Source organism: Arcobacter venerupis (assembly GCF_013201665.1).
Classification (GTDB): domain Bacteria; phylum Campylobacterota; class Campylobacteria; order Campylobacterales; family Arcobacteraceae; genus Aliarcobacter; species Aliarcobacter venerupis.
This window is the reverse complement of the sequence record NZ_CP053840.1, coordinates 2,744,158-2,765,477: the sequence shown is the minus strand read 5'-3', so window position 1 is coordinate 2,765,477 and position 21,320 is coordinate 2,744,158. Positions and strand designations below refer to the sequence as shown.

Sequence of the window (21,320 nt, the reverse complement as noted above, 5' to 3'; positions counted from 1 at the left end):
TGAGATAAACAAGAATGGAATTAATGCACAGTGCGGTTCAGATGCACGTTTATACAATATATTTTTTCTTAGCAATTATGTTATTTAATCTATATTCAGTATCTAAAGAAAAAGAGTTTATTGTTTTAGCAAAACGATTGAAATTTATGACACCTTTATATCATTTAACAAATGCAATAGTAATTTACACAGGAACAATAGTAGCTTTTTATGCCCAAACTTTTAGTATTACAATAGCTTTAATGATTCCTGCTTCTATATTTTTATTAGTAATTGAAATAAAAAGATACAAAAAAATGAGAGTTATTAAACATGATCAAATTGAATTACAAAATGAATTTTTTGTTTATGCAAAAAAGATTTATACAATTGAAATATCAGTAATAATTGCTGTTTATATTATAAGTAAGGTATTTTAATGCAGTTTACTTATGATGAATTTTGTGGAAAAGAAATATTAGAAATTAAAGATGATGTTTATAATTATTTGATAAAAGCAAGACGACATAAAATTGATGATGAGATATATTTTAGAAATTTAAAAGATAATAATATTTATTTATATAAAATTAGCTCTATTGACAAAAAAAAAGCAAACTTGAATTTAATTTTAAGTGAAGAGAAAATTTTAATTAATGAAAAAAAATTACATCTTGGTTGGTGTGTTGTAGATCCAAAAACAGTTGAAAAGTATATAACTTCACTAAATGAAATGGGAGTTGATAAAATCACATTTATTTATGCTGATTATTCACAAAAAAACTTCAAAATAAATATCGAAAAACTAGAAAAGATTTTAATTAATTCTTCATCTCAATGTGGAAGATCTGATATTATTAAACTTGAAATTTCTAAAGGTTTAGAAAATTTTATAAAAGAGAATGAAGATGTTTATTTTTTAGATTTCTCAACAGTTTGTATTGATAATAAAAAAGATGAAATTAAAACTTTAGTTATTGGATGTGAGGGTGGTTTTTCAAAAAATGAAAGAGGAAAATTTAATAGTGAAAATATTGTAGGATTTAATTCTAATTTAATACTTCGTTCTGAAACAGCAATAATATCTGCTAGCTCAAAAATTCTTTTATAAAAAAAAGATAAACTTTAAAGTTTATCTTTTTTAATTTTTTACCAATTTCTAACTATTGAGTGACAGCTAGAACAGGCATTTAACATATCAGAATATGAATTAGCAGCTTTTATAAATGCTTTATTATCTAAATTAGCTTCTAATTCCGTAATATCTAAAGAAATTCTTTTTGAAGCATTTTCAGCAACATTTACCATGTGTTTTTTATTATCAGGTAAATATTGGTTTATTACTTTAGCATCAGAAAAAAGAATATTTCCTTCTTTTACAAGTTTTGTACCCTCTTTAATCAAATCAAGGTTGTTATTTAAAAATCCTTTTTGAATTTGAGTCATACCTTTTTCCATAGTTGACATTGAATTTTGTAACACATCATTTGCACTTACAGAAACTACAAATAATGATGCTGCGATTATTAATTTTGCTAATTTCATTTATTTTCTCCTATTATAGAAGAGATGTTCTAGTGAACATCTCTCCATTTACTTGCTTTCCATAAGAAACCAAAAATCGCAAAAATCACTAGATAGATTAAGAATTTAGGTCCTAGTTCTTCTCTTTGTGCTTTTTTAGAATCACCAACTTCTTCTAAATATGAAATAACTTGAGCTTGAGCTTCTTCTGTTAATCCAACTCTAGGCATTGCTGTACCAGGAAGGTGTTTTTGTGGATCATTAATGAATGTTTCTAAATATTCATGACCTCTTGATCTAATCATTTGAGATAAATCAGGTGGTACTTTTCCCATGTATTTTTTGATATCATCAGATGGTGTAAATGCTGCCATTGTACCATTTTTCATATCTGCGTATTTAATTGAGTGACATCTTTGACAAGCATTAATAAATACTTCTTTATTAGTCATCTCTTTTGGTGCGATATCTTTTAAATAAGCAACAGAATCAGCAATTTCTTGAGGTTGTAACCAATCAAAGTTTGGCATTGGATGCACTTTACCATCAACAAATTTATGAGAAACTTTTGATGCCATAGGTGGGTTTTTAATAAATGCAACTAAATATTCTTTAGTATATAATTTACCAACTGTTCCTAAATCAGGTGGAACTACACCATAAGCAGCTGCTGAACTTGCATTATCCATAACTGCTGGGAAACCTTTTGCTTCAATTGAGTGACAAGCAGTACAGTTACTAGTAACTAATGTTTCACCATTTGCAACATTACCAACTAAATTTTCTGCTTCTTTATTTGAAGCCCAAAATTCATTACTTGTTTTTTCAAATTCTTTTAATGATGCAATATCAGCTTTTGCTGCATCAATATCTTTTTTGTTAGTTGATTTTTCAGCTTTTACTAAAGCTTCTTCAGCTTTTTTAACTGCGTCTTTAGATGTTTCTTCATCCGCTTTATCAAATTTATAATTTGCTGCTTCAACATGTGGATGCATTTGAGAGTGTGCGAATGGTTCAACTCCCCAGTATGTAATTAACGTTAAAGCTACTACTACTGCTAGTATTTTTAATTCTCTCATAGTGATCCCCTTTTCTTAGCGTCAATTTTAGTAACGATTGGAAGTACAACAAATAATAAGATAAATCCTAATGCTGCAAAGAATCCAACCCATGCATTTGCACCTGTTGGAGGTAATTTACCATAAACAGTTAATACTATTAAGTCAATCATTAGTACCCAGAACCAAATAAAGAATACAGGTCTTTTATGTGCAGGTAGAATTTTTGGATCTCTATCTAACCATGGTAATACTAAGAAGATAACATTTGCAAATGCGAATGCTATTAATCCAATATCAAATGCTTTAAATCCAGCAATATCAAAGAAGAAACCTCTTAATACTTCATATGACCATAAGAAATACCACTCAGGATAAATATGAGCAGGTGTTACCATATTATCAGCTGGGTCAAAGTTAACTGGATCCATTGCAAAGTTATAATGGAAGAACACTAAATAGAAATAGAAAATTAAGAAAACACCTAATACAGCTAAATCTTTAGAGATAAAAATTGGCCAAAAAGGAATAACTTTTGATTCTTTTTTATTTCCTGCTAAATATTTTTCAGCTTCTGCATCGAAATCAAATTCATCAGAATTTTGATTATTAACGTGAGGAATTCTTAATGTATAAAAGTGAACACCAATAATTGCCATAATAGTAATAGGTAATAAAAATACGTGTAACATGAAGAATCTTGTTAATGTAGCATCAGCCACGTTAAAGTCTCCTCTAATCCAAACTACAAGTGCATCTCCAATAACAGGAACTCCACCAAATAAGTTTGTAATAACCATTGCCGCCCAGTAAGACATTTGTCCCCATGGTAACATATATCCAGAGAATCCAGCAGCTGAGAATGTCATAAATAATAACATACCAGAAATCCAAATCATCTCTCTACCTTGTTTATAAGAACCATAATAGATTCCTGTAAACATGTGAATATAAATAATTAAGAATACAACAGAAGCTGCAACACCATGCATATGTCTAAATAACCAACCAAATGCAACTTCTTGCATAATTGTATAGTTTACAGAATCAAATGCCAAATTAATGTCTGGTTTGTAGTACATCATTAAGAATATTCCAGAAATTATTAATATTCCAAATGTTGTTGCTAACAATACACCCATTGCCCATAAGAAGTTAATATCTTTTGGAATCCAATATTCAGTCATCATAACTTTATTGAATGTTGTAAGATTTAATCTTTGGTCTAACCACTCACCAACTGAGTTTGCTTTTTCAAATTTTGCCATGCGAACCCTTTCCTATGCTTCTGTTGCTACAAAAGCAGCAATTGTGTTGTATTCAGGACCTGTTTCGCCTAAAACAATAGTAGAACCATCTATTTTAAATGGAGGAACATCTAGAGGTCTTGGTGGTGGTCCAAAAGTATTTTTTGCATTTGCATCATATTCTCCACCATGACATGCACATTTCCACATATTTTTACTCCATGCTGGAATACAACCTAAATGTGTACATAATCCAATAGCAATAATGTATCTATCTGCTCCAACAATTAAATCTCTTTCCGATTTTTCCATCTCTGCAGTTTTTTTAAGTACGAATACAGGTTTCCCTCTCCATACAAAAGTTTCAGGTTCTCCAGCTTTTATAGACGCAAGATCTACTGTTGTAAATCCTCCAGCTAAAACGCTTGGAAGTGGATCCCATGCTTGTTTCATACCAACAAGCGAGGCCGCACCACCAACTGCAGCAACTGCAGCAAATGAGTAACCAATGAAATCTCGTCTATTTGTTTCTTTAGACATATTTGGCTTCCTTTTTTTAAATTTAGAATTCTAGGATTATATTATCAAATTACTTAAAAAGTTTTGACTTAGGTCACATTTTGATTGTTTTTAGTAGATTTCTGTGAAGTTCTGACACAGTGTATATTTTTTATATAGTTTATAAGTATGCTTAAGTAATTATTAGAGAATCTTATGATTCTCTAATAAATTTTACAATTTCTTCTTCAATATTTTCTTTTTCAATAACCAATGAATGATTTATTTTTGCATTAAATAATTCTTTTATACTATCAACTAAAGTTGCATTGTATTTTGTTGAAATTTCTTCTAAAGCCTCTTTATCAGAGTATTTGTTGTCATTTTCTTTTAGTGCATTTAAAACTGTTGGAGAGAATTTTGTCCATTCAGCAGTTGAATAAATAACAGTTTTTAATGGCTTCTGTCTTAAGTCATTGTAAGCTTTAATACAAGTTGCAGTATGAGGGTCCATTAAGTAACCAATATTAAGAAACTCTTTTATAGTTTTTGTACCAAAAGTATCATCTGAGTGAATTGCAGAGAAGTATTTTTGCAGATTTTCTGTTTCAGTTTTACTCATTTTAAAGATATTATTTTTATTTAAATCTTCCATTAATTCTTTAGTTCTCTCTGCTCCAAATAATGAATAGATTACTCTTTCGATGTTTGAAGATTTTAATATATCCATTGCAGGAGATTTTGTAAGTTTTAGCTCTTTTTCTCTAATATCATAAACTCCTGTATTAATCCATTGAGTTAAAATATTGTTTTCATTTGATGCAACTAAAAGTTTTTCAATTGGAACACCCATTTGAAGTGCATAGAATCCACCTAAAACATTTCCAAAGTTTCCAGATGGAACAACTAGATAAATTTTTTCACCATTTGTAATCTCTTCTTGTTTTAAAAGTTGGATATATGACCAGAAGTGGTAAATTATTTGAAAAATAATTCTTCCAAAGTTTACTGAGTTTGCTGCACTTAAATTGATATTGTCTTTTTCTAACTCTTCTTTAAAAGTTTTAGATGCTAATAGTTTTTTTAGTGCATTTTGTGCATCATCAAAATTTCCTTTTATTCCTAAAACTTTTAGGTTTTTTCCATCTTCACAAACCATTTGAAGTCTTTGAACATCACTTGTTCCTCCATCTGGATAAAGACAAACTACTTGAATATTCTCTTTATTTTTAAAAGTATTAAGTGCAGCTGGTCCTGTATCTCCAGAAGTTGCAGCAAGAATTAAATATTTTTCATCTCTTTTTTTTGCAATTGAAGAAAGAATTGAACCAAATGGTTGTAAAGCCATATCTTTAAATGCACGTGTTGGACCATGATATTGTTCATGAACAAATAAATCATCTTTAACTTTAACAACTGGGCAAGGATTTGACGCATCATCAAAATTGTCATATAAAGCTAAGGCTTTATTTATTTCATTTTCATCAATGTCAATTTCAAATGCTTTTAATATGTCAAAAGCAAGTTCTTTATAAGAAGAGTTAATATGATTTAAAATAAAGTTATCTTCTAATTTTGGTAAACTTTTTGGTACATATAATCCACCAAATGAAGTGCTAGGATTTAAAATAGCTTCACTAAATGGCACTTCAACTGGTTTAATACCATCATTTCCTCTTGTTTCAATAAAATTCATAATTATCCTTAAAAATTGTCCCAATTTTTTAGGGACCTATTATTTTTTAATTTCTTTTAACGCTGAAAATAAATTTCAGCTAAAGAAACAAACTCTAAAGAGAGCAACTCGTTGCTCTTTATTTATTCACTTAATAATTTTTCCATATCTATCCCATTATTAGGATTTTCTTTTCTTATAAATTGAGTTCCAATTCCATCACTTGTAAATAACTCAAGTAAAATAGAGTGTTCAACTCTTCCATCAATGATGTGCGCTTTATTTACGCCATTGTGTATTGCATCAATACAAGAATCAACTTTTGGTATCATTCCACCAGCGATTGTTCCATCTTTTTTGTAGTTTTCAACACTTTGTTTATCTAAAGTTTGAATTAATTTTCCCTCTTTATCTAAAACACCAATAGTGTCAGTTAAGAATAGAACTTTTTGTGCTCCAATAGCAGCAGCAATTTCGCAAGCGGCAACATCTGCATTTATATTAAATCCTGGATGATTTGGTTCTGCGCTATCTCCAATTGGAGCAATAACAGGAATAAATCCTTCTTTAATTAGATTATTAATCATTGCACCATTTACTTTTGTGATTTCACCTGTGTATCCAAATTTCCCACCATCTTTTGGGATTGCATTTATTAAAGCTGAATCTTTTCCTGAAATTCCTATTGCTTTTGCTCCATGATGTGTAAGTAAAGATGTAATATTTTTATTGATTTCACCACTTAACACCATTTCAACAACTTTCATACTTTCTTCACAAGTAACTCTGTGTCCATCAACAAAGTGTGAAGGAATTTCTAATTTTGTTAATAATTCAGTAATTCTAGCCCCTCCACCGTGAACAATAACAGGTTTGATTCCTAAAAGTGAAAGAAAAACAATATCTTGAGCAAATTTTTCTTTTAAATCAGGGCTTGTTTGTGCTGAGCCACCATATTTGATAACAATAACTTTTCCGAAAAATTTTTTAATATATGGTATTGCATCAAGTAGAGTTTGAACTTTTTGATGTTTATTTTGCATATCTATAATCCTAAGTGATTTTTGAGTGCTGATTATATCTAAAAGAATCTTATTAATAAAAAATTTAGTATCATTAGGCCATGAAAAAATACTTAGCCCTAAAAGCCAGTGCAGGAAGTGGAAAGACTTTTGCCTTAACTGTTCGATATATAACACTAATGTTGCTTGGTGCAAAACCAAATGAAATTTTAACTCTTACATTTACAAATAAAGCTGCAAATGAAATGAGTGAGCGAATTTATAAAACTCTTTTAACTTTAGGTGATGATGAAGCATATTTAAGTGCAATTGTTGAACAATCAAATTTAAGTAAACAAGATATTCTTGGAAAAAAGAGTTTTTTAGTTAAATCATTTTCAAATGCAACTCTATCTATTTTTACAATTGATAAATTTATAAATAAGATTTTACGAGAATTTTGTGGATATATTGGAATATCAGATGATTTTGAGATAAAAGTTGATGATATTGAAGCTTTAAGTATGAAGTTTTTACAATCATTAAATGCAACTCAATTTGAAACTTTGATTGATTTTTCTCACTATGAAAAAAAGAAATTTAATTCAATTTTTGAATTATTCAAAAATCTACTTGAGAAAAATGAAACAGTTGATATTGTAAATATTGACGCAAAACTTATTGATTTACAAAAACAAAATGTTTTAGAGTTTGCATTTAAAATAAAAGAGCAAATTTCAAATTGTAATGGTGCAAGTGCTAGTGCAATTAAAGCTGTTGATTTTGAAACTTTTGATGAATTATTTGGAAGAACTTGGCTTGAAAAAGAAACCTTAGCTGATTATTCATATTTTAAAAAGTGTGCAAATGATATTTTAGAAAATCACTTTTTTAATCTGAAAGAACAAATAGCTATTTATTATAAATTAAGAGCTGGATATAGTTTGAGTAAACTTTTTGAACTTTATTTGATGTTTAAAGAGTTTAAATTTACTTTTAACAAAAATAAAAACTATTTAGAATTTAATGACATTTCAAATTTAGTTTATGAATTGCTATCTACAAAAATTGATAAAGATTTTTTATATTTTAGACTTGATTCATCTTTTTCACATATTTTGATGGATGAATTTCAAGATACTTCACTTTTACAATATAAAATCTTAGAACCATTAATAAAAGAGATTCTTGCAGGTGACCAAACTAAATTCAAAACATTTTTTTATGTGGGAGACACAAAACAATCAATTTATAGATTTAGAGGTGGGAAAAGAGAACTTTTTGATTATGTTGCAAATACAAATAAACTTTTAGAAGTTGAAGTTTTAAATACAAATTATCGTTCTTGTGAAAATATAATCTCTTACGTAAACTCTCTGTTTTTAAATATTCCAAATTATGAATACTTTGAACAAGAGTCAGTTTCAAAAGGTGGATATATTGAAGTTATAGTTGATGAAAAACTTGAAGAAGATGATAAATATGAAAATATTGCTTCTAAAATTGCCCAACTTTTAAAAGAGGGTGTAAATTCAAATGATATTGCAATTTTAACTTATACAAATGATGATGTTTTAAATCTATATTATTATTTAAAACAAAAATTCCCATCTTTGAAAATATCAACAGAGATGACTTCAAAACTTATAAATCAACAAAATGTAAAAGCTGTAATAAATGCCATAAAATATCTCTATTTTAAAGAAGAGATTTACAAAGAAAATCTAAATGCATTAATTGGAAAACCAATATTAAATGAACTTGATTTAACTATAGAATTAGAAGAAAAATCAATTCAAGAAGTGATAAAAGAGTTAGCAAGTAGACTAAAAATCATTGATGAAAATATAATTAAATTAATTGAAGTAAGTTCAGTTTTTTCAAATATTGTTGATTTTGTATATGAGATTGATAAACTAGATTCTAATATGGAAAACTCAGAATCAGTTGGACTTCAAATTCTAACTATTTTTAAATCAAAAGGTTTAGAGTTTAATACTGTAATTTTACTTGATAGAATTAAAAGAAAAAATGTAGATAAATCTTCACTTTTATTTGAATATGAAAGTGTGCAATTAAAAAATATTTTTTATAAAATCAAAGGTTATGAAAACTATAACAAAGATTATGAAAAAGCACTTTCAAAAGAGAAAGCTTTGAGTATTGAAGATGAGATAAATATTTTATATGTGGCATTAACTCGGGCTAAAAATAATATGATTATTTTCAAAAAATCAAAATCTTCAGTTTTTGATGTTTTAAATATGAAACCTACGCAAATTGGAACTATTATCCAAAGTCAAAATATCTCAAAAAACTATGAAAAAATAGAAAAAGTTTTATATACTGCTATGAATTTAGGAACGCAAGAGAAACAAATTTCAAAAGAAAAAGAGTTTGATGAAAACCATCTAAAAGCTAAATATTTTGGACTTGCAACTCACTATTGTCTTGAAATGATGAATGAATTTAATAGTGATAATTTACTATATTCTTTGAATTTATCAAAAACTAGATACTCAAACTTTTTAGATGAGATTGATTTTCTTGATATAAAAAATAGATTATCTTTATTGGTAAAAAATGAGCAATTTCTTTCACTTATTAAAGATAGTGAGTTTATTACTGAACAATCTTTGGTTTATAAAGAAGAGATAAGAATTATAGATTTACTTCTTTTCAAAGATGGAAATTATTATATTATTGATTATAAAACTACAAAAGATAGACATCTTGAACATATAGCTCAAGTTGCTTTTTACAAAAAAGCTATAAAAGATATTTTTCAAACACAAAATGTTTTTTCTTATTTGCTTTATTTACAATCAAATGAAGTGCAGATTAGTGAAGTTTAAACAAAATATCTAATAGATGCAATTCCATAGGCTTTTGTTTTAGATATTTGCATTATTTGTTCTTCATTTATAATCCCGCCAAGAGCGATAATGTTTATATTAGGATATTTATAAATAGCTTCTTCTAAAGCAATTATTCCTTTTGGTTCGCCTTTATTTGGTGTTTCAAAAATAGGAGAATAAGTAACTGCATCTACTTTATTATCCAAAGCTATTTGAATATCACTCAAACTATGACATGAAATAATCACATATAAACCAAGTTCTTTTGCCTCTTTTATTTTATCAAATTGAGTGGAAGTTAGATGAACTCCGTTTGCTTTTAATTCATGAGATAGAAGATAATCACCATTTAAAAGTATTTTTTCTATATTGAACTTTTTACAAGTTTCAATAAATATTAAAGCTAACTCTTTAAAATTTGAAGAGCTTTTATCTCTAAAACAAGCTAAGTCTATTTTGTGATTTTTTAAAGCTTTCGTTAAATTTTCTTTGAAAAGTTCTTTATTATTTGAATAATATTTTGGGTCAGTAATTAGATAGTTTTTGAAATTATGATTATTCATAAAAGAAGAATTCCTTTTTAAAAGATATAAAAAAAGGGAATAAGTAAAAACTTATTCCCTTTTTTAAATAGAAACTAAATTTAATTAGTGTTCTTCGTGTTCCATCATAACAGAACCAGCAATATAAACATAAGTTAATATACTGAAGATAAACGCTTGTAAGAAACCAAACGCTGTTAATAGGAAAAATCCTGGTAATGGTAATAACCAAGGTACTAACATTAAAAGTACCATAAGGAACATATCATCACCTCTGATTGATCCAAAAAGTCTGAATGATAATGAAATTATTCTTGATATATGAGAGATAATTTCAATAGGGAACATTAAAGGAGCAAGAATAGCCATTGGTCCCATAAAATGTTTAAAATAAGCTACAAAACCATTTTTCTTAATACCAACATAATTATAATAAACAAATACAATTAATGCTAATGATAAAGTAAAGTTAATATTACTTGTTGGAGCTTCAAATCCAGGAATAACTCCCATCATGTTACTTACGAAAATTACAATAGCTAAAGATGCAATTAATGGCATATATGTTCTAGCATTTTGCTCACCCATTGTATCTGTTCCCATTTTGATGATACCACCAATAAATGTTTCCATTACATTTTGTGCACCAGTTGGAACTAATTGCATTTTTCTTGTCGCAGCTCTTGCAATTAAAAAAATAATACCAAGCACTAAAATATAGTGCGATAAGATGATCCACTCTTGACCGTGCCCACCAATTAGACCCAAGAATGTAAACAGTCTTCCTTCCATGTTCTTCCTTTGTTTTGTTCTACTACATACTAAATTATGCCTGCATTATAATATTTATTTTCTAAAATCTTTCTAAAGATAATAAATTAACTTAGATTTGCTTAAATCTATAACCACTTTGTTTCAAATTTTCCCTTATTAGTTCTTGATGTTCTTCACCTTTTGTTTCAAGGGCAATGGTTACGTGTGCTTCACCAAAGTCCAGTTTTACAGACTTTCTATCATAATCTATTTGTACAATGTTTGCAGAGCTTTTTGTGAAAACTTCTGTTAAGTGCATTAATGCACCTGGTTTATCCATAAGTGTTACGATTAGATTCATTTTTCTATTTGATTTTACTAAACCTTTTTCTATAATCAAAGATAACATAGTAACATCAATATTCCCACCACTTACGATTGCACAAACTTTTGAATTTTTCACATCAATTTTTTTATGCATAAGTGCAGCTGTAGCAACTGCACCTGCACCCTCAACAACAAGTTTATGTTTTTCTAATAAAAATAAAATTGCATTTGCAGTTTCATTATCTGTAACTTCAACTATTTCATCAACATAATCTAAAATAATATCAAGTAATTTTGGCGTTACATCTCTAACTGCAATTCCATCTGCAATTGTTCTTACTGATACTGAATCAATTGGCATTCTAGCTTCAAATGATTCTTTCATTCCTCTTGCTCCACTAGCTACAACGCCAACAATTTTAATATTGGGATTTATAGTTTTTGCAGCAATTGCAATTCCAGAGATTAATCCACCTCCACCAATTGGAACAATAATTTGTTCTAAGTCTTTTATTTCATCTAAAATTTCTAAAGTTATTGTTCCTTGTCCCGCAATTACAGCATCATCTGCAAAGGGATGAATAAACTCTTTTTTATTTTCAGTTGCAAATTTTGTTGCAGCTTGATAAGCTTCATCAAAATTTTCACCAATTAAAACAACTTTTGCACCATAAGATTTAACACCAGATACTTTTGTAAGAGGAGTTGCTTCTGGCATAAATATTGTAGCTTCACAGCCAAAATATTGTGCTGCAAAAGCTAAACCTTGTGCATGATTTCCAGCACTTGCTGCAACTACACCTGCATCTTTTTGTTCTTTTGTTAAAGAGGCAACTTTGTTAAATGCACCTCTTAATTTAAAACTTCCTGTTAATTGTAGGTTCTCTTTTTTTAAGAAAATTTCTGCATTTAATTCTTTGCTTAAAATTGGAGCTTTTGCAATTGGAGTATTTATTGCTATATTTTCAAGATTTTTTCTTGCTTCTTTTATATTGTTAAGTGTTATCATGATTTCTTTTCTCATTTTTTTTGTGATGTTATCTAAAAAAAGTTTTAGTATTATTAAAACTTTTTTTAAATAGAGCAAAAGCTCTACTTATTTTTCTCCTTTTTTTATAATTTGTACTGCTTCAACCATGTTTTTTAGACTCTGTTTAACTTCTGGCCATTTTCTTGTTTTTAATCCACAATCTGGATTTATCCATAACTGTTCTTTTGGTAAAACTTCAAGTAATGCTTTTATTTGATTTACCATCTCTTCTATACTTGGAACTCTAGGACTGTGAATATCATAAATTCCAGGACCAATTTCTTGTTTATAAGCTACTTCTTTAAAAATTCTTAAAAGTCTATTTCCACTTCTTGCTGTTTCTATGGAAATAACATCTGCATCCATAGCTTCAATTGTTTTTATAATGTCATTAAACTCACTATAACACATATGTGTATGAATTTGTGTGTCTATTTTTGAGGTACTTACACTTAATCTAAAATTTTCAACTGCCCATTGTGCATAGTCTTTCATGTTTTCAATTCTTAATGGATAACCCTCTTTAAAAGCAGCTTCATCTACTTGAATCATTTTGATTCCAGCATTTTGTAAATCATTTACTTCTTTTGCAATTGCAAGGGCTATTTGATGAGCTACTTCACTTCTTGAAATGTCATCTCTAACAAATGACCAATTTAATATTGTAACTGGTCCTGTTAACATTCCTTTTACTACTTTTGAAGTTTTACTTTGTGCATATTTAATCCACTCAACAGTCATTGGATTTTCTCTGTTTACATCTCCGTAAATTAAAGGAGGTTTTACGCATCTACTTCCATAAGATTGAACCCAAGCATTTTGAGTGAAGGCAAAGCCATCTAACATTTCACCAAAGTATTCAACCATATCATTTCTTTCAGGTTCACCATGCACTAAAACGTCAAGTCCAATCTCTTCTTGAAAAGAGATACAATCATCAATATATTTTTTTATCTCTTTTTCATATTCGTCTTTTGAAATTAGATTTGCTTTAAAGTTTTTTCTATTTTCTCTAATTTCTGGTGTTTGAGGAAATGAACCAATTGTTGTAGTTGTAAGATAATCATAATTAAAAAACTCTCTTTGAACTTTTATTCTATCTTCAAATTTATCTGTTCTTTCAAGGATTTTTAAATTTTTTAGTTCTTTTTGAATTTGTATATTGTGAATTTTAGGTGATGTTTTTCTTTGATTGTTATCTTCAAAATTTCTTTTAATTGTTGATGTCTCTTCTAAATTTAATTTTAAATCAAAGAATTGTTTTCCCACAAGTGCTAATTCATTTAATTTTTCACAAGCAAATGCCAACCAAGATTTTATCTCTTTATCTAAATTGTCTTCATATTTTAATGAAAATGGAACATGCAATAATGAACAAGATGTTGAAACTATTAATTGCTCTTTTGGAATAGTTAAAGCTATTTTTTCTAATAATTGTAATTTATCTTTAAAATTACTTTTCCAAATATTTCTTCCATCAATTATTCCTGCAATTAAAATTTTATTTGAATTTTTTATATATTCTAAACTTTCAAAATTTTTAGCTCCATAAATAAAATCTAATCCAAGAGCCCAAATTGGTGTATTTACTAATATTTTAGTGGCTTCATTTGAGTGTTCAAAATAAGTTGTAACAACAATTTTAATGTTAGAAGCTGTATTTGCAAGTGCATCATAAACAGGTTTGATTAAAGATAAAACTTTTGAATCTAAATCTTTTACAAATAATGGCTCATCAAATTGGACAATAACTTGCTCATCTAGTTTTGATATTTCTAATAATAGATCTTTGTAGGTATTAACAACACTATTTATATGTAAATAAACATCACTATTATCAACACTTTTTGATAAACCTAAATATGTAATTGCTCCAATTAGATTAATTTTTGTTTTAATTCCTAATTCACGAGCCTCTTTATACTCTTCAATTATTTTTTTGCTATTTAGTTTAAATGTAGTCTCTTTTGAGATTTCAGGAACAATGTAATGATAGTTCGTATTAAACCATTTTGTCATTTCCATTGCTACACAAGTTTCATTTCCCCTTGCCATTGCAAAATATAACTCTTCGTTTTTTAGATTTTCAAATCTTTTTGGAATTGCTCCTAATAATATAGAAGTATCTAACATATTGTCATAATATGAAAAATCATTAGATGAAATAAAATCAACTTTTGCATCTTTTTGGTAATTCCAATGTCTTTTTCTTAGTTGACTTGCTAAATATTCAACTTCACTAAAATCACTTTGATTTGCCCAGTATTTTTCTAAAACTTTTTTAAGCTCTCTTTTTTCTCCAATTCTTGGAAATCCTATAACATAATTTTTTTGCATAATTAATCCTTTTAAATGCGTCCATAAAATGGAACTTAAGAATAATTGCCAACTTTTACAAGCAGCAAAAACTAAAGGCCTTTAAGAATAAAGCCATAACAACAGATATAAAATTTTGATTAATTAAAAAATAGGAGGATGAACGCCAGTTCTTCTAAATGCGAAGAATGTATTATAATAAGGACATCGTGGAATAAATTTAAATAAGCTTACTGCTAAGGCAGTTTTTCTTTTAAAAACACAGTCACAATGACAAGGTTTATTGTTTTGTAAAAAACAAAGAACAAGAGATTCTTGTAAATTAGGTGGAGAGTCTTCTTCTTTCTCATCTTGAGATGATAATAAAAGTTTTGTATTTAAATGATTTTTAAATGAAGTAATTACACTATGTAATTTTGGAGCAACAGCATACGCTTGTATTGAACAAAGTGTAAAATATTTTTTTCCAAAACCCTTTAGCAATCTCAAGTAAAACCTTTATAATAAATAAGTACGAAGTGTAAATAATTAATGCTTAATTGTAAATAAAAGTAAATATGGTATGATTCCATCAAAAAAAGGGTAGATTTTATTTTGAAATTTACATTTGTAACACTTTTCCCAAATTTGATAGAACCATATTTTCATGACTCTATATTAAAAAGAGCAATTGAATCAAATTTTATATCTTATGAGTTTTATAATCCTAGAGATTTTACAACTAATAAACATAAAAAAGTTGATGATCAAATGGTAGGTGGAGGAGCAGGAATGCTTCTTACTTGCCAACCTTTATTTGATTGTTTAGATGAAATAAAGAGTAAAAATAATGATGCTTACATTGTGTTTCCACTAGCTGCTGCTAAACCATTTAGACAAAATGATGCAAAGCGACTAGCAAAGAAAAAAAATGTAGTATTTGTTAGTGGACGATATGAAGGAATTGATGAAAGAGTTATAGAAAAATATGCAAATGAGGTATTTTCTATAGGGGAATTCATTTTAACTGGAGGAGAATTACCCTCACTTGTCATGGCTGATGCTATTTCAAGAAATGTTAAAAATGTACTTGGAAATGCTGATTCTTTGGATGTTGAGAGCTATGAAAATAATCTTTTAGAAGCGCCATCTTTTACTAAACCTGAAATTTTTCAAAAATTAAGTGTTGTTAAAGAATTCTTAAAGGGAAATCATAGTAAAATTTCCGACTTAAAATTCCAGATGTCAAATTGTAAGACAAAATATTATAGACCTAATAAGGAAAAACGATGAAAAATAGATATATAGCTAGTTTCGAAGCAGCGCAAATTGAGTCAAAAGAGATTCCTCAATTCAGAGCAGGAGATACTGTAAGACTTGGTGTAGAGATTAAAGAAGGTGAGAAAAAAAGAATTCAGCTTTTTGAAGGTATTGTTATTGGTAGAAGTGGAAACGGTGTAGACGCAACTTTTACAGTTAGAAAAATTGGTGCAAATTCAATCGGTGTTGAAAGAATTTTTCCATTATATTCTGAGTCTTTAAAATCTTTTGAAGTATTAAGAAGAGGAAGAGTTAGACGTGCTAAACTTAACTTCTTAAGAGAATTAAAAGGTAAAGCTGCAAGAATTAAAGAACTTAAAAGAAAGTAAAACTTAGGCTTTTGCCTTAGTTTGATTTATGTCTAAGATTTTAATTCACACAACCTCAATAATCGAAGCTAACCCGATTATTGAATTTTTTAATTTGAAAGAATTAGAAAAGTCTGTCGAAAATAAAATATATTCCAACGATGATATCTTACTTATAATATCTGGAGTAAGTAAAGATTTAATAGTTAAGTCTTTGGATTATATTTTTAAAAACTATTCAATTTCAAAAGCATTTGATTTAAGTATTGCATCTTGTAGTGATGGCTCAATTGCCCTTGGAACACTTTTTTGTACTAATAGATTTATTGGTGGATTAAACTTTGCTAATATTACTACTATTGAACAACCCCTTGAAACCGATGAAAATTTAGAGACTTTACTTGTTGATAAACAAGCTTTGTTTTTTTCTCAAAAATGTAAAGAGAATATAAAAGATTTTTATATATTAAAAATTGTTTCTGATTATTTTGATGAAGTTGAACCAACATCTGATAAAATATTTGAACTCATTAATAATTCAATTTCAAAGTGGAAAAAACTAATTTAAAGGTATAAATTGTTTACAAGTATAATTGACTTCATAGTTAACACTGTTGGAACTTTAGGTTATGTAGGTATTTTTATAATGATGTTTTTAGAAAGTTCATTTTTCCCATTTCCTTCTGAAGTTGTTATGATTCCTGCTGGATATTTAGTATTCAAAGGTGAAATGAATATGTACCTAGTTCTTTTGTTTGGAATATTAGGTTCTCTTAGTGGAGCTTTATTTAACTACTATTTAGCAGTAAAATATGGACGAAAATTTCTAATAAAATATGGCAAATATTTCTTTGTAAAAGAAGAAACTATTATTAAAATGGAAGAATTCTTTAAAGTTCATGGGCATATTTCAACTTTTTCAGGAAGATTAATACCAGTAGTTAGACAATATATCTCATTTCCTGCAGGACTTGCAAAGATGAATTTATTTGTATTTTGTTTATACACAACCTTTGGTGCTGCTATTTGGGTTGTGATTTTAACACTTTTAGGATATTTTTTAGGAGATAATCAATTATTAATTAAAGAGTATTTGCACTACATTATTATAGTTATTTTGATATTATTAGTAATTCTATGTTTTTGGTATTATAAAAAACAAACAAAAATTAAAGGATTATAGATGTATAAAAAAATACTAAAAATTGTTTTAATTCTTTTAGTATTTATTTACATAATTTTTGAAGAGTTAATTTGGGAAAAGTTCGCAAAGCCTATAATTACTTTTATTACAAAACAAGAAATATTTAAAAATCTTATTCCCAAAATTTTAAATTTAAACTCATATTTTATTTTAATATTTTTTGTTTCAATATTTGTAATTGTTGAAGTTATTGGAGCTTATGCAGGATTATTGTTTATATCTGGACATATTGTTACAGCAGTACTTATATATATTCTTAAAATACCAGTAGCTGCGTTTATTTTTTGGTTTTTCAATATTGTAAGACCAAAATTATTAGAATTCAAATGGTTTAAATTTGTATATGATAATTTGATTTTAGCTATTTATAAAATTAAAAACTCTTCAATTTATATAATGATAAAAGGAAAAGTTGCTGAATATAAAAAATTTTTGAAAGAGAATGGTTTTTTAAGTAAAGGTAGATTAAAACATAAAATTATGGGACTTTATAAAATAATAAAACACAAAATAACAAAAATTAAATATTAATTAAACTTTATATAATACAATAAGCTAAAATTTGAAGGCTTAATTATTAATACTCAAAAACAAGCATATAAATATGCATTAATTTCAATATTCTTTTGGTCAACTGTAGCAACTGCTTTTAAAGTATCTTTACAATTTTTAACTCCTATTGAATTAGTTTTATATTCATCGTTTTTTTCAACACTGATTTTATTTTTTGTAATTGTCTATGAGAAAAAGATTAATGATGTAAAAATTCACATTTTTTCAAATTATAAAAAAGTTTTTATATTAGGTTTAATAAACCCTTTTTTATATTATCTTGTTCTTTTTAAAGCTTATGATTTATTGCCAGCGCAAGAAGCACAAGCAATTAATTATACTTGGGCTTTAATGTTGGCATATTTATCAGTAATATTTTTAAAACAAAAACTAACACTTAAAGATATACTTGCAGGAATTATCTGTTATTTTGGTGTGCTTATTATTTCAACTAAAGGTGCACCTTTTTCTTTGAACTTCTCAAATTTTGATGGAGTATTTTTTGCTTTATTATCTACTGTTTTATGGTCTATGTATTGGATTGTAAATACCAAACATAAAGGTGATCCGATTGTTGGATTATTCTCAAACTTTTTAATTTCACTACCTTTAATCATTATTTATTTTGTATTAACTCAACCTTTGATAATTCCTGATGTAAAAGGAGTATTATCAGCTGCTTATGTTGGTTTTTTTGAAATGGGTATTACTTTTCTTTTTTGGTTAAAAGCAATGCAAACAGCAACATCAACTGCAAAAATTGCAAATTTGATTTTCATATCGCCTTTTCTTTCTTTAATATTTATTCATTTTATTGTTGGGGAAGAGATATTTTTATCTACAATTTTTGGATTATCAATTATTATAATTGGCTTAATTTTACAGCAATCAAACAAAGAAAAAAACTAATAAAAAATATACAACTTTCTATAAAATCTACAGAAAAATAGCATCAAAATAGCATTCTTTTATATATTGCGAAATTGATTATATATTATACAAATATAGTGAAAATATTAAGTTTCAGTTAAGTTTCACTATGAAATAATGCTTAAAGAAAAAAAGGTAGTACAAAAAGTATTACTAAATAATCTTTAATAATTTGGGTGAAAATGGCAAAGCTAAAAAATAAAAGATCAATTATTCAAAAAGTTATCAATAAGCATACATTGATAAATAAAAAAACCATTTCTCAATTAACTATTAAGATAGATAGTAGATTAGATGAGGCATTAAAAATATTAAGTTCTGAACTTAATATTTCAAAAAATAGATTAATTGAAGACATTTTATTTGAAAGTGGTATTTTGCAAGAAGTTGATGAAAATTATGTGGAGTTAGATAATGAATAAATTTCCTTTAAAAGAGAGTGTAGAAAATTCAGTAATAACAGGAATGTTAAATGCTAAAAAAAATTATACTTTTTGGACATGTGATGAGTTATATTTATCTTATGCTCCGCCAAAATTTTTAGCTATTCATGTTGCTCAAGAAATCGCAAAATTAGAAGATAGTCCAGAATTATTTTTAGATGCTACAGTATCTGATATTTTAAGATGTTCATTACCTAATAGAAGTGATTTTAGAGATTTTATGAAAAAAAAATATATTATTGATAGAACTCTTTGTCTTACTTTAGATAAAAGATTTATCCACAAAAGTGACAATGATTCTATCTCAAAAGTAATAATGTTTTTAAAAAATGGTGTTAGAAATGTTCAACAAGAGTATTTAGATGACATTGAATTAATGTGTAAAATGTTAGAAAGAGATAATAAAGATGAAACAACTTTAGATTATGGAATTTTTGGATTCTATTTAGATATTTCATCAAGTGCTAGAAAAAATGCAAAAGAGAGATTAGAAAATATTATTGAAGCCTTTGATAAAATAGTGTCTTCACATAAAAATTTGAAATCTAGCTTTAAAGGGGGGAGTATTAATAAAATTGACAAAATCGGTGAATGGTGCATAGGTTGCTATGTGATAGAACATACAATATAAATAAAATTTAAGGAGAGATAAATGAATTTAAGAAATATAACTAAAACAATAGCGTTGAGTACAATATTAGCAGGCTCACTTTTTGCAAGTGATGTAGTAAAAATAGGTGTACAAGCGCCAATTACTGGAGAATATGCAAATGAAGGGCAAAGTATTGAAAACTTTGTAAAATTGATTGTTGATGAAAAAAATGCTCAAGGTGGACTCTTAGGTAAAAAAATTGAAGTTGTAACTTGTGATGATGAAGCAAAAGCTCAAAAAGCAGCTGTATGTGCTAAGAAATTAGTAAATGAAGGTGTACTTGCAGTTATTGGTTCTTATACTTCAGGAGCAACAGAAGCTGCTCAAACTACATATTACAGAAGTAAAGTTTTACAAACATCTGATGGAACAAGTGATTCTTTAATTACAAATAAATATTGGACTTTTTTTAGAAATTCATTCCCTAATTCATCTCAAAGTGATTACACAGCTGAGTACATGGTTAAAACAAAACAATACAAAAATATAGTTGTTTTATCTGATTATTCTTCTTATTCTGAGGGTTTAGGTGATGCAACAGAAGCTTCAATTAAAGCTATTGGTGGAAATGTGATATTTAGAGGAAAAATTAAATCTGGAACTCAAAACTTTTCTGCAATGTTAACTAAAATTAAAGAGATGAAACCAGATGTAATTTATTATTCAGGTTATTATACTGATGGTGGTTTATTAAGAGCGCAACAAAAACAACTACAAATTGATGCAGATTTTGTTGGTGGAGATTCAAATGATAATCCTGATTTCTATAAATTAGCTGGTAATGCAGCAGAAGGTACAGTTTTAATTAACTTCCCAACTCCTGAAATTTTGCCATACCCAGAAGCTAAAAAATATTTATCAGCATATAAAACTAAATTCCAAATGGATCCTCCATCAATTTGGCCAGTTACAAATGCAGATGGCTTAAGAGCAATAATGGAAGCTGTAGAAAAAACAAATTCGCTAGATACTGAAAAAATTGCAAAATATATCAGAACTATGAAAGATTTTCCAGGTATTACAGGACCATTTAACATAAGAGAAGATGGTGAAAGAATTGGTGCTAAATTTGTCGTTTATAAAATGAAAAATGACGGTACTAAAGACGTAATAAGTCAATAAGG

General features: G+C 27.5%; 23 protein-coding genes. 12 read left to right on the top strand and 11 right to left on the bottom strand.

Features of this window, described 5'->3' with window-relative positions:
- Positions 1-14 precede the first annotated feature (14 nt).
- Both AVENP_RS13715 and AVENP_RS13710 read left to right on the top strand, forming a co-directional pair.
- On the top strand, positions 15-419 hold the full coding sequence (locus AVENP_RS13715; protein ID WP_128359943.1) for a hypothetical protein: 405 nt from the start codon (positions 15-17) through the stop codon (positions 417-419).
- Positions 419-1,090 carry a 16S rRNA (uracil(1498)-N(3))-methyltransferase gene (locus AVENP_RS13710; RefSeq protein ID WP_128359942.1) on the top strand — a complete coding sequence of 224 codons (672 nt, stop codon included), beginning with the start codon at positions 419-421 and terminating at the stop codon, positions 1,088-1,090. Before AVENP_RS13715 ends, AVENP_RS13710 begins: the two co-directional genes overlap by 1 nt.
- Before the next feature lie 38 nt (positions 1,091-1,128).
- On the opposite strand, the gene AVENP_RS13705 is transcribed toward AVENP_RS13710, so the two are convergent.
- The 6 genes from AVENP_RS13705 to argB form a co-directional block, all read right to left on the bottom strand.
- Positions 1,129-1,524 carry a hypothetical protein gene (locus AVENP_RS13705; RefSeq protein WP_128359941.1) on the bottom strand — a complete coding sequence of 132 codons (396 nt, stop codon included), beginning with the start codon at positions 1,522-1,524 and terminating at the stop codon, positions 1,129-1,131.
- A 29-nt stretch (positions 1,525-1,553) separates the two neighbouring features.
- A complete protein-coding gene (locus AVENP_RS13700; protein ID WP_128359940.1) occupies positions 1,554-2,582 on the bottom strand; it encodes a c-type cytochrome in 1,029 nt (342 codons plus the stop codon).
- Positions 2,579-3,829, bottom strand: a complete 1,251-nt coding sequence (locus AVENP_RS13695) for a cytochrome b (RefSeq protein WP_128359939.1) — start codon at positions 3,827-3,829, stop codon at positions 2,579-2,581. The genes AVENP_RS13700 and AVENP_RS13695 overlap by 4 nt, the downstream gene beginning before the upstream one ends.
- Before the next feature lie 12 nt (positions 3,830-3,841).
- Positions 3,842-4,348, bottom strand: coding sequence for a Rieske 2Fe-2S domain-containing protein (locus AVENP_RS13690; RefSeq protein WP_128359938.1), 507 nt, complete (start codon positions 4,346-4,348; stop codon positions 3,842-3,844).
- Positions 4,349-4,520: 172 nt separating this feature from the next.
- The gene (thrC, locus tag AVENP_RS13685) at positions 4,521-6,002 is read right to left on the bottom strand and encodes a threonine synthase (RefSeq protein WP_128359937.1); all 1,482 of its coding nucleotides are present in this window, start codon (positions 6,000-6,002) and stop codon (positions 4,521-4,523) included.
- A gap of 122 nt (positions 6,003-6,124) precedes the next feature.
- Positions 6,125-7,024 carry an acetylglutamate kinase gene (argB, locus tag AVENP_RS13680; RefSeq protein ID WP_128359936.1) on the bottom strand — a complete coding sequence of 300 codons (900 nt, stop codon included), beginning with the start codon at positions 7,022-7,024 and terminating at the stop codon, positions 6,125-6,127.
- Positions 7,025-7,104: 80 nt separating this feature from the next.
- Between argB and AVENP_RS13675 the strand changes: the two genes are divergently transcribed.
- The gene (locus tag AVENP_RS13675) at positions 7,105-9,837 is read left to right on the top strand and encodes a RecB-like helicase (protein WP_128359935.1); all 2,733 of its coding nucleotides are present in this window, start codon (positions 7,105-7,107) and stop codon (positions 9,835-9,837) included.
- On the opposite strand, the gene AVENP_RS13670 is transcribed toward AVENP_RS13675, so the two are convergent.
- The 5 genes from AVENP_RS13670 to AVENP_RS13650 form a co-directional block, all read right to left on the bottom strand.
- Positions 9,834-10,403 carry a thiamine phosphate synthase gene (locus tag AVENP_RS13670; RefSeq protein WP_128359934.1) on the bottom strand — a complete coding sequence of 190 codons (570 nt, stop codon included), beginning with the start codon at positions 10,401-10,403 and terminating at the stop codon, positions 9,834-9,836. The two genes, AVENP_RS13675 and AVENP_RS13670, sit on opposite strands and share 4 nt — an antisense overlap.
- 84 nt (positions 10,404-10,487) lie before the next feature.
- Entirely contained in the window at positions 10,488-11,174 is a 687-nt protein-coding gene (locus AVENP_RS13665; RefSeq protein ID WP_128359933.1) for a F0F1 ATP synthase subunit A, read from the bottom strand.
- A 91-nt stretch (positions 11,175-11,265) separates the two neighbouring features.
- Entirely contained in the window at positions 11,266-12,471 is a 1,206-nt protein-coding gene (ilvA, locus tag AVENP_RS13660) for a threonine ammonia-lyase (protein WP_128359932.1), read from the bottom strand.
- Between the two features lie 87 nt (positions 12,472-12,558).
- Entirely contained in the window at positions 12,559-14,829 is a 2,271-nt protein-coding gene (gene metE / locus AVENP_RS13655) for a 5-methyltetrahydropteroyltriglutamate--homocysteine S-methyltransferase (RefSeq protein ID WP_128359931.1), read from the bottom strand.
- A gap of 123 nt (positions 14,830-14,952) precedes the next feature.
- Positions 14,953-15,297, bottom strand: a complete 345-nt coding sequence (locus tag AVENP_RS13650; RefSeq protein ID WP_128359930.1) for a hypothetical protein — start codon at positions 15,295-15,297, stop codon at positions 14,953-14,955.
- A gap of 105 nt (positions 15,298-15,402) precedes the next feature.
- Between AVENP_RS13650 and trmD the strand changes: the two genes are divergently transcribed.
- From trmD to AVENP_RS13605, 9 genes are all read left to right on the top strand, one after another.
- Positions 15,403-16,080 (top strand): tRNA (guanosine(37)-N1)-methyltransferase TrmD, encoded by a 678-nt coding sequence (gene trmD, locus AVENP_RS13645; protein WP_128359929.1) that lies wholly within the window; start codon positions 15,403-15,405, stop codon positions 16,078-16,080.
- A complete protein-coding gene (gene rplS, locus AVENP_RS13640) occupies positions 16,077-16,436 on the top strand; it encodes a 50S ribosomal protein L19 (protein ID WP_128359928.1) in 360 nt (119 codons plus the stop codon). The genes trmD and rplS overlap by 4 nt, the downstream gene beginning before the upstream one ends.
- Before the next feature lie 28 nt (positions 16,437-16,464).
- On the top strand, positions 16,465-16,983 hold the full coding sequence (locus AVENP_RS13635) for a hypothetical protein (protein WP_128359927.1): 519 nt from the start codon (positions 16,465-16,467) through the stop codon (positions 16,981-16,983).
- Between the two features lie 78 nt (positions 16,984-17,061).
- Positions 17,062-17,598, top strand: coding sequence for a DedA family protein (locus AVENP_RS13630; RefSeq protein ID WP_430385363.1), 537 nt, complete (start codon positions 17,062-17,064; stop codon positions 17,596-17,598).
- Entirely contained in the window at positions 17,599-18,150 is a 552-nt protein-coding gene (locus AVENP_RS13625; RefSeq protein WP_128359925.1) for a hypothetical protein, read from the top strand.
- A gap of 42 nt (positions 18,151-18,192) precedes the next feature.
- A complete protein-coding gene (locus AVENP_RS13620) occupies positions 18,193-19,080 on the top strand; it encodes a DMT family transporter (RefSeq protein WP_204514136.1) in 888 nt (295 codons plus the stop codon).
- Between the two features lie 203 nt (positions 19,081-19,283).
- Entirely contained in the window at positions 19,284-19,523 is a 240-nt protein-coding gene (locus AVENP_RS13615; RefSeq protein ID WP_128359923.1) for a hypothetical protein, read from the top strand.
- Positions 19,516-20,175: a hypothetical protein gene (locus AVENP_RS13610; RefSeq protein WP_128359922.1), complete on the top strand. Its 660-nt coding sequence runs from the start codon at positions 19,516-19,518 to the stop codon at positions 20,173-20,175. Before AVENP_RS13615 ends, AVENP_RS13610 begins: the two co-directional genes overlap by 8 nt.
- 21 nt (positions 20,176-20,196) lie before the next feature.
- Entirely contained in the window at positions 20,197-21,318 is a 1,122-nt protein-coding gene (locus tag AVENP_RS13605) for a branched-chain amino acid ABC transporter substrate-binding protein (protein ID WP_128359921.1), read from the top strand.
- Positions 21,319-21,320: the final 2 nt, after the last annotated feature.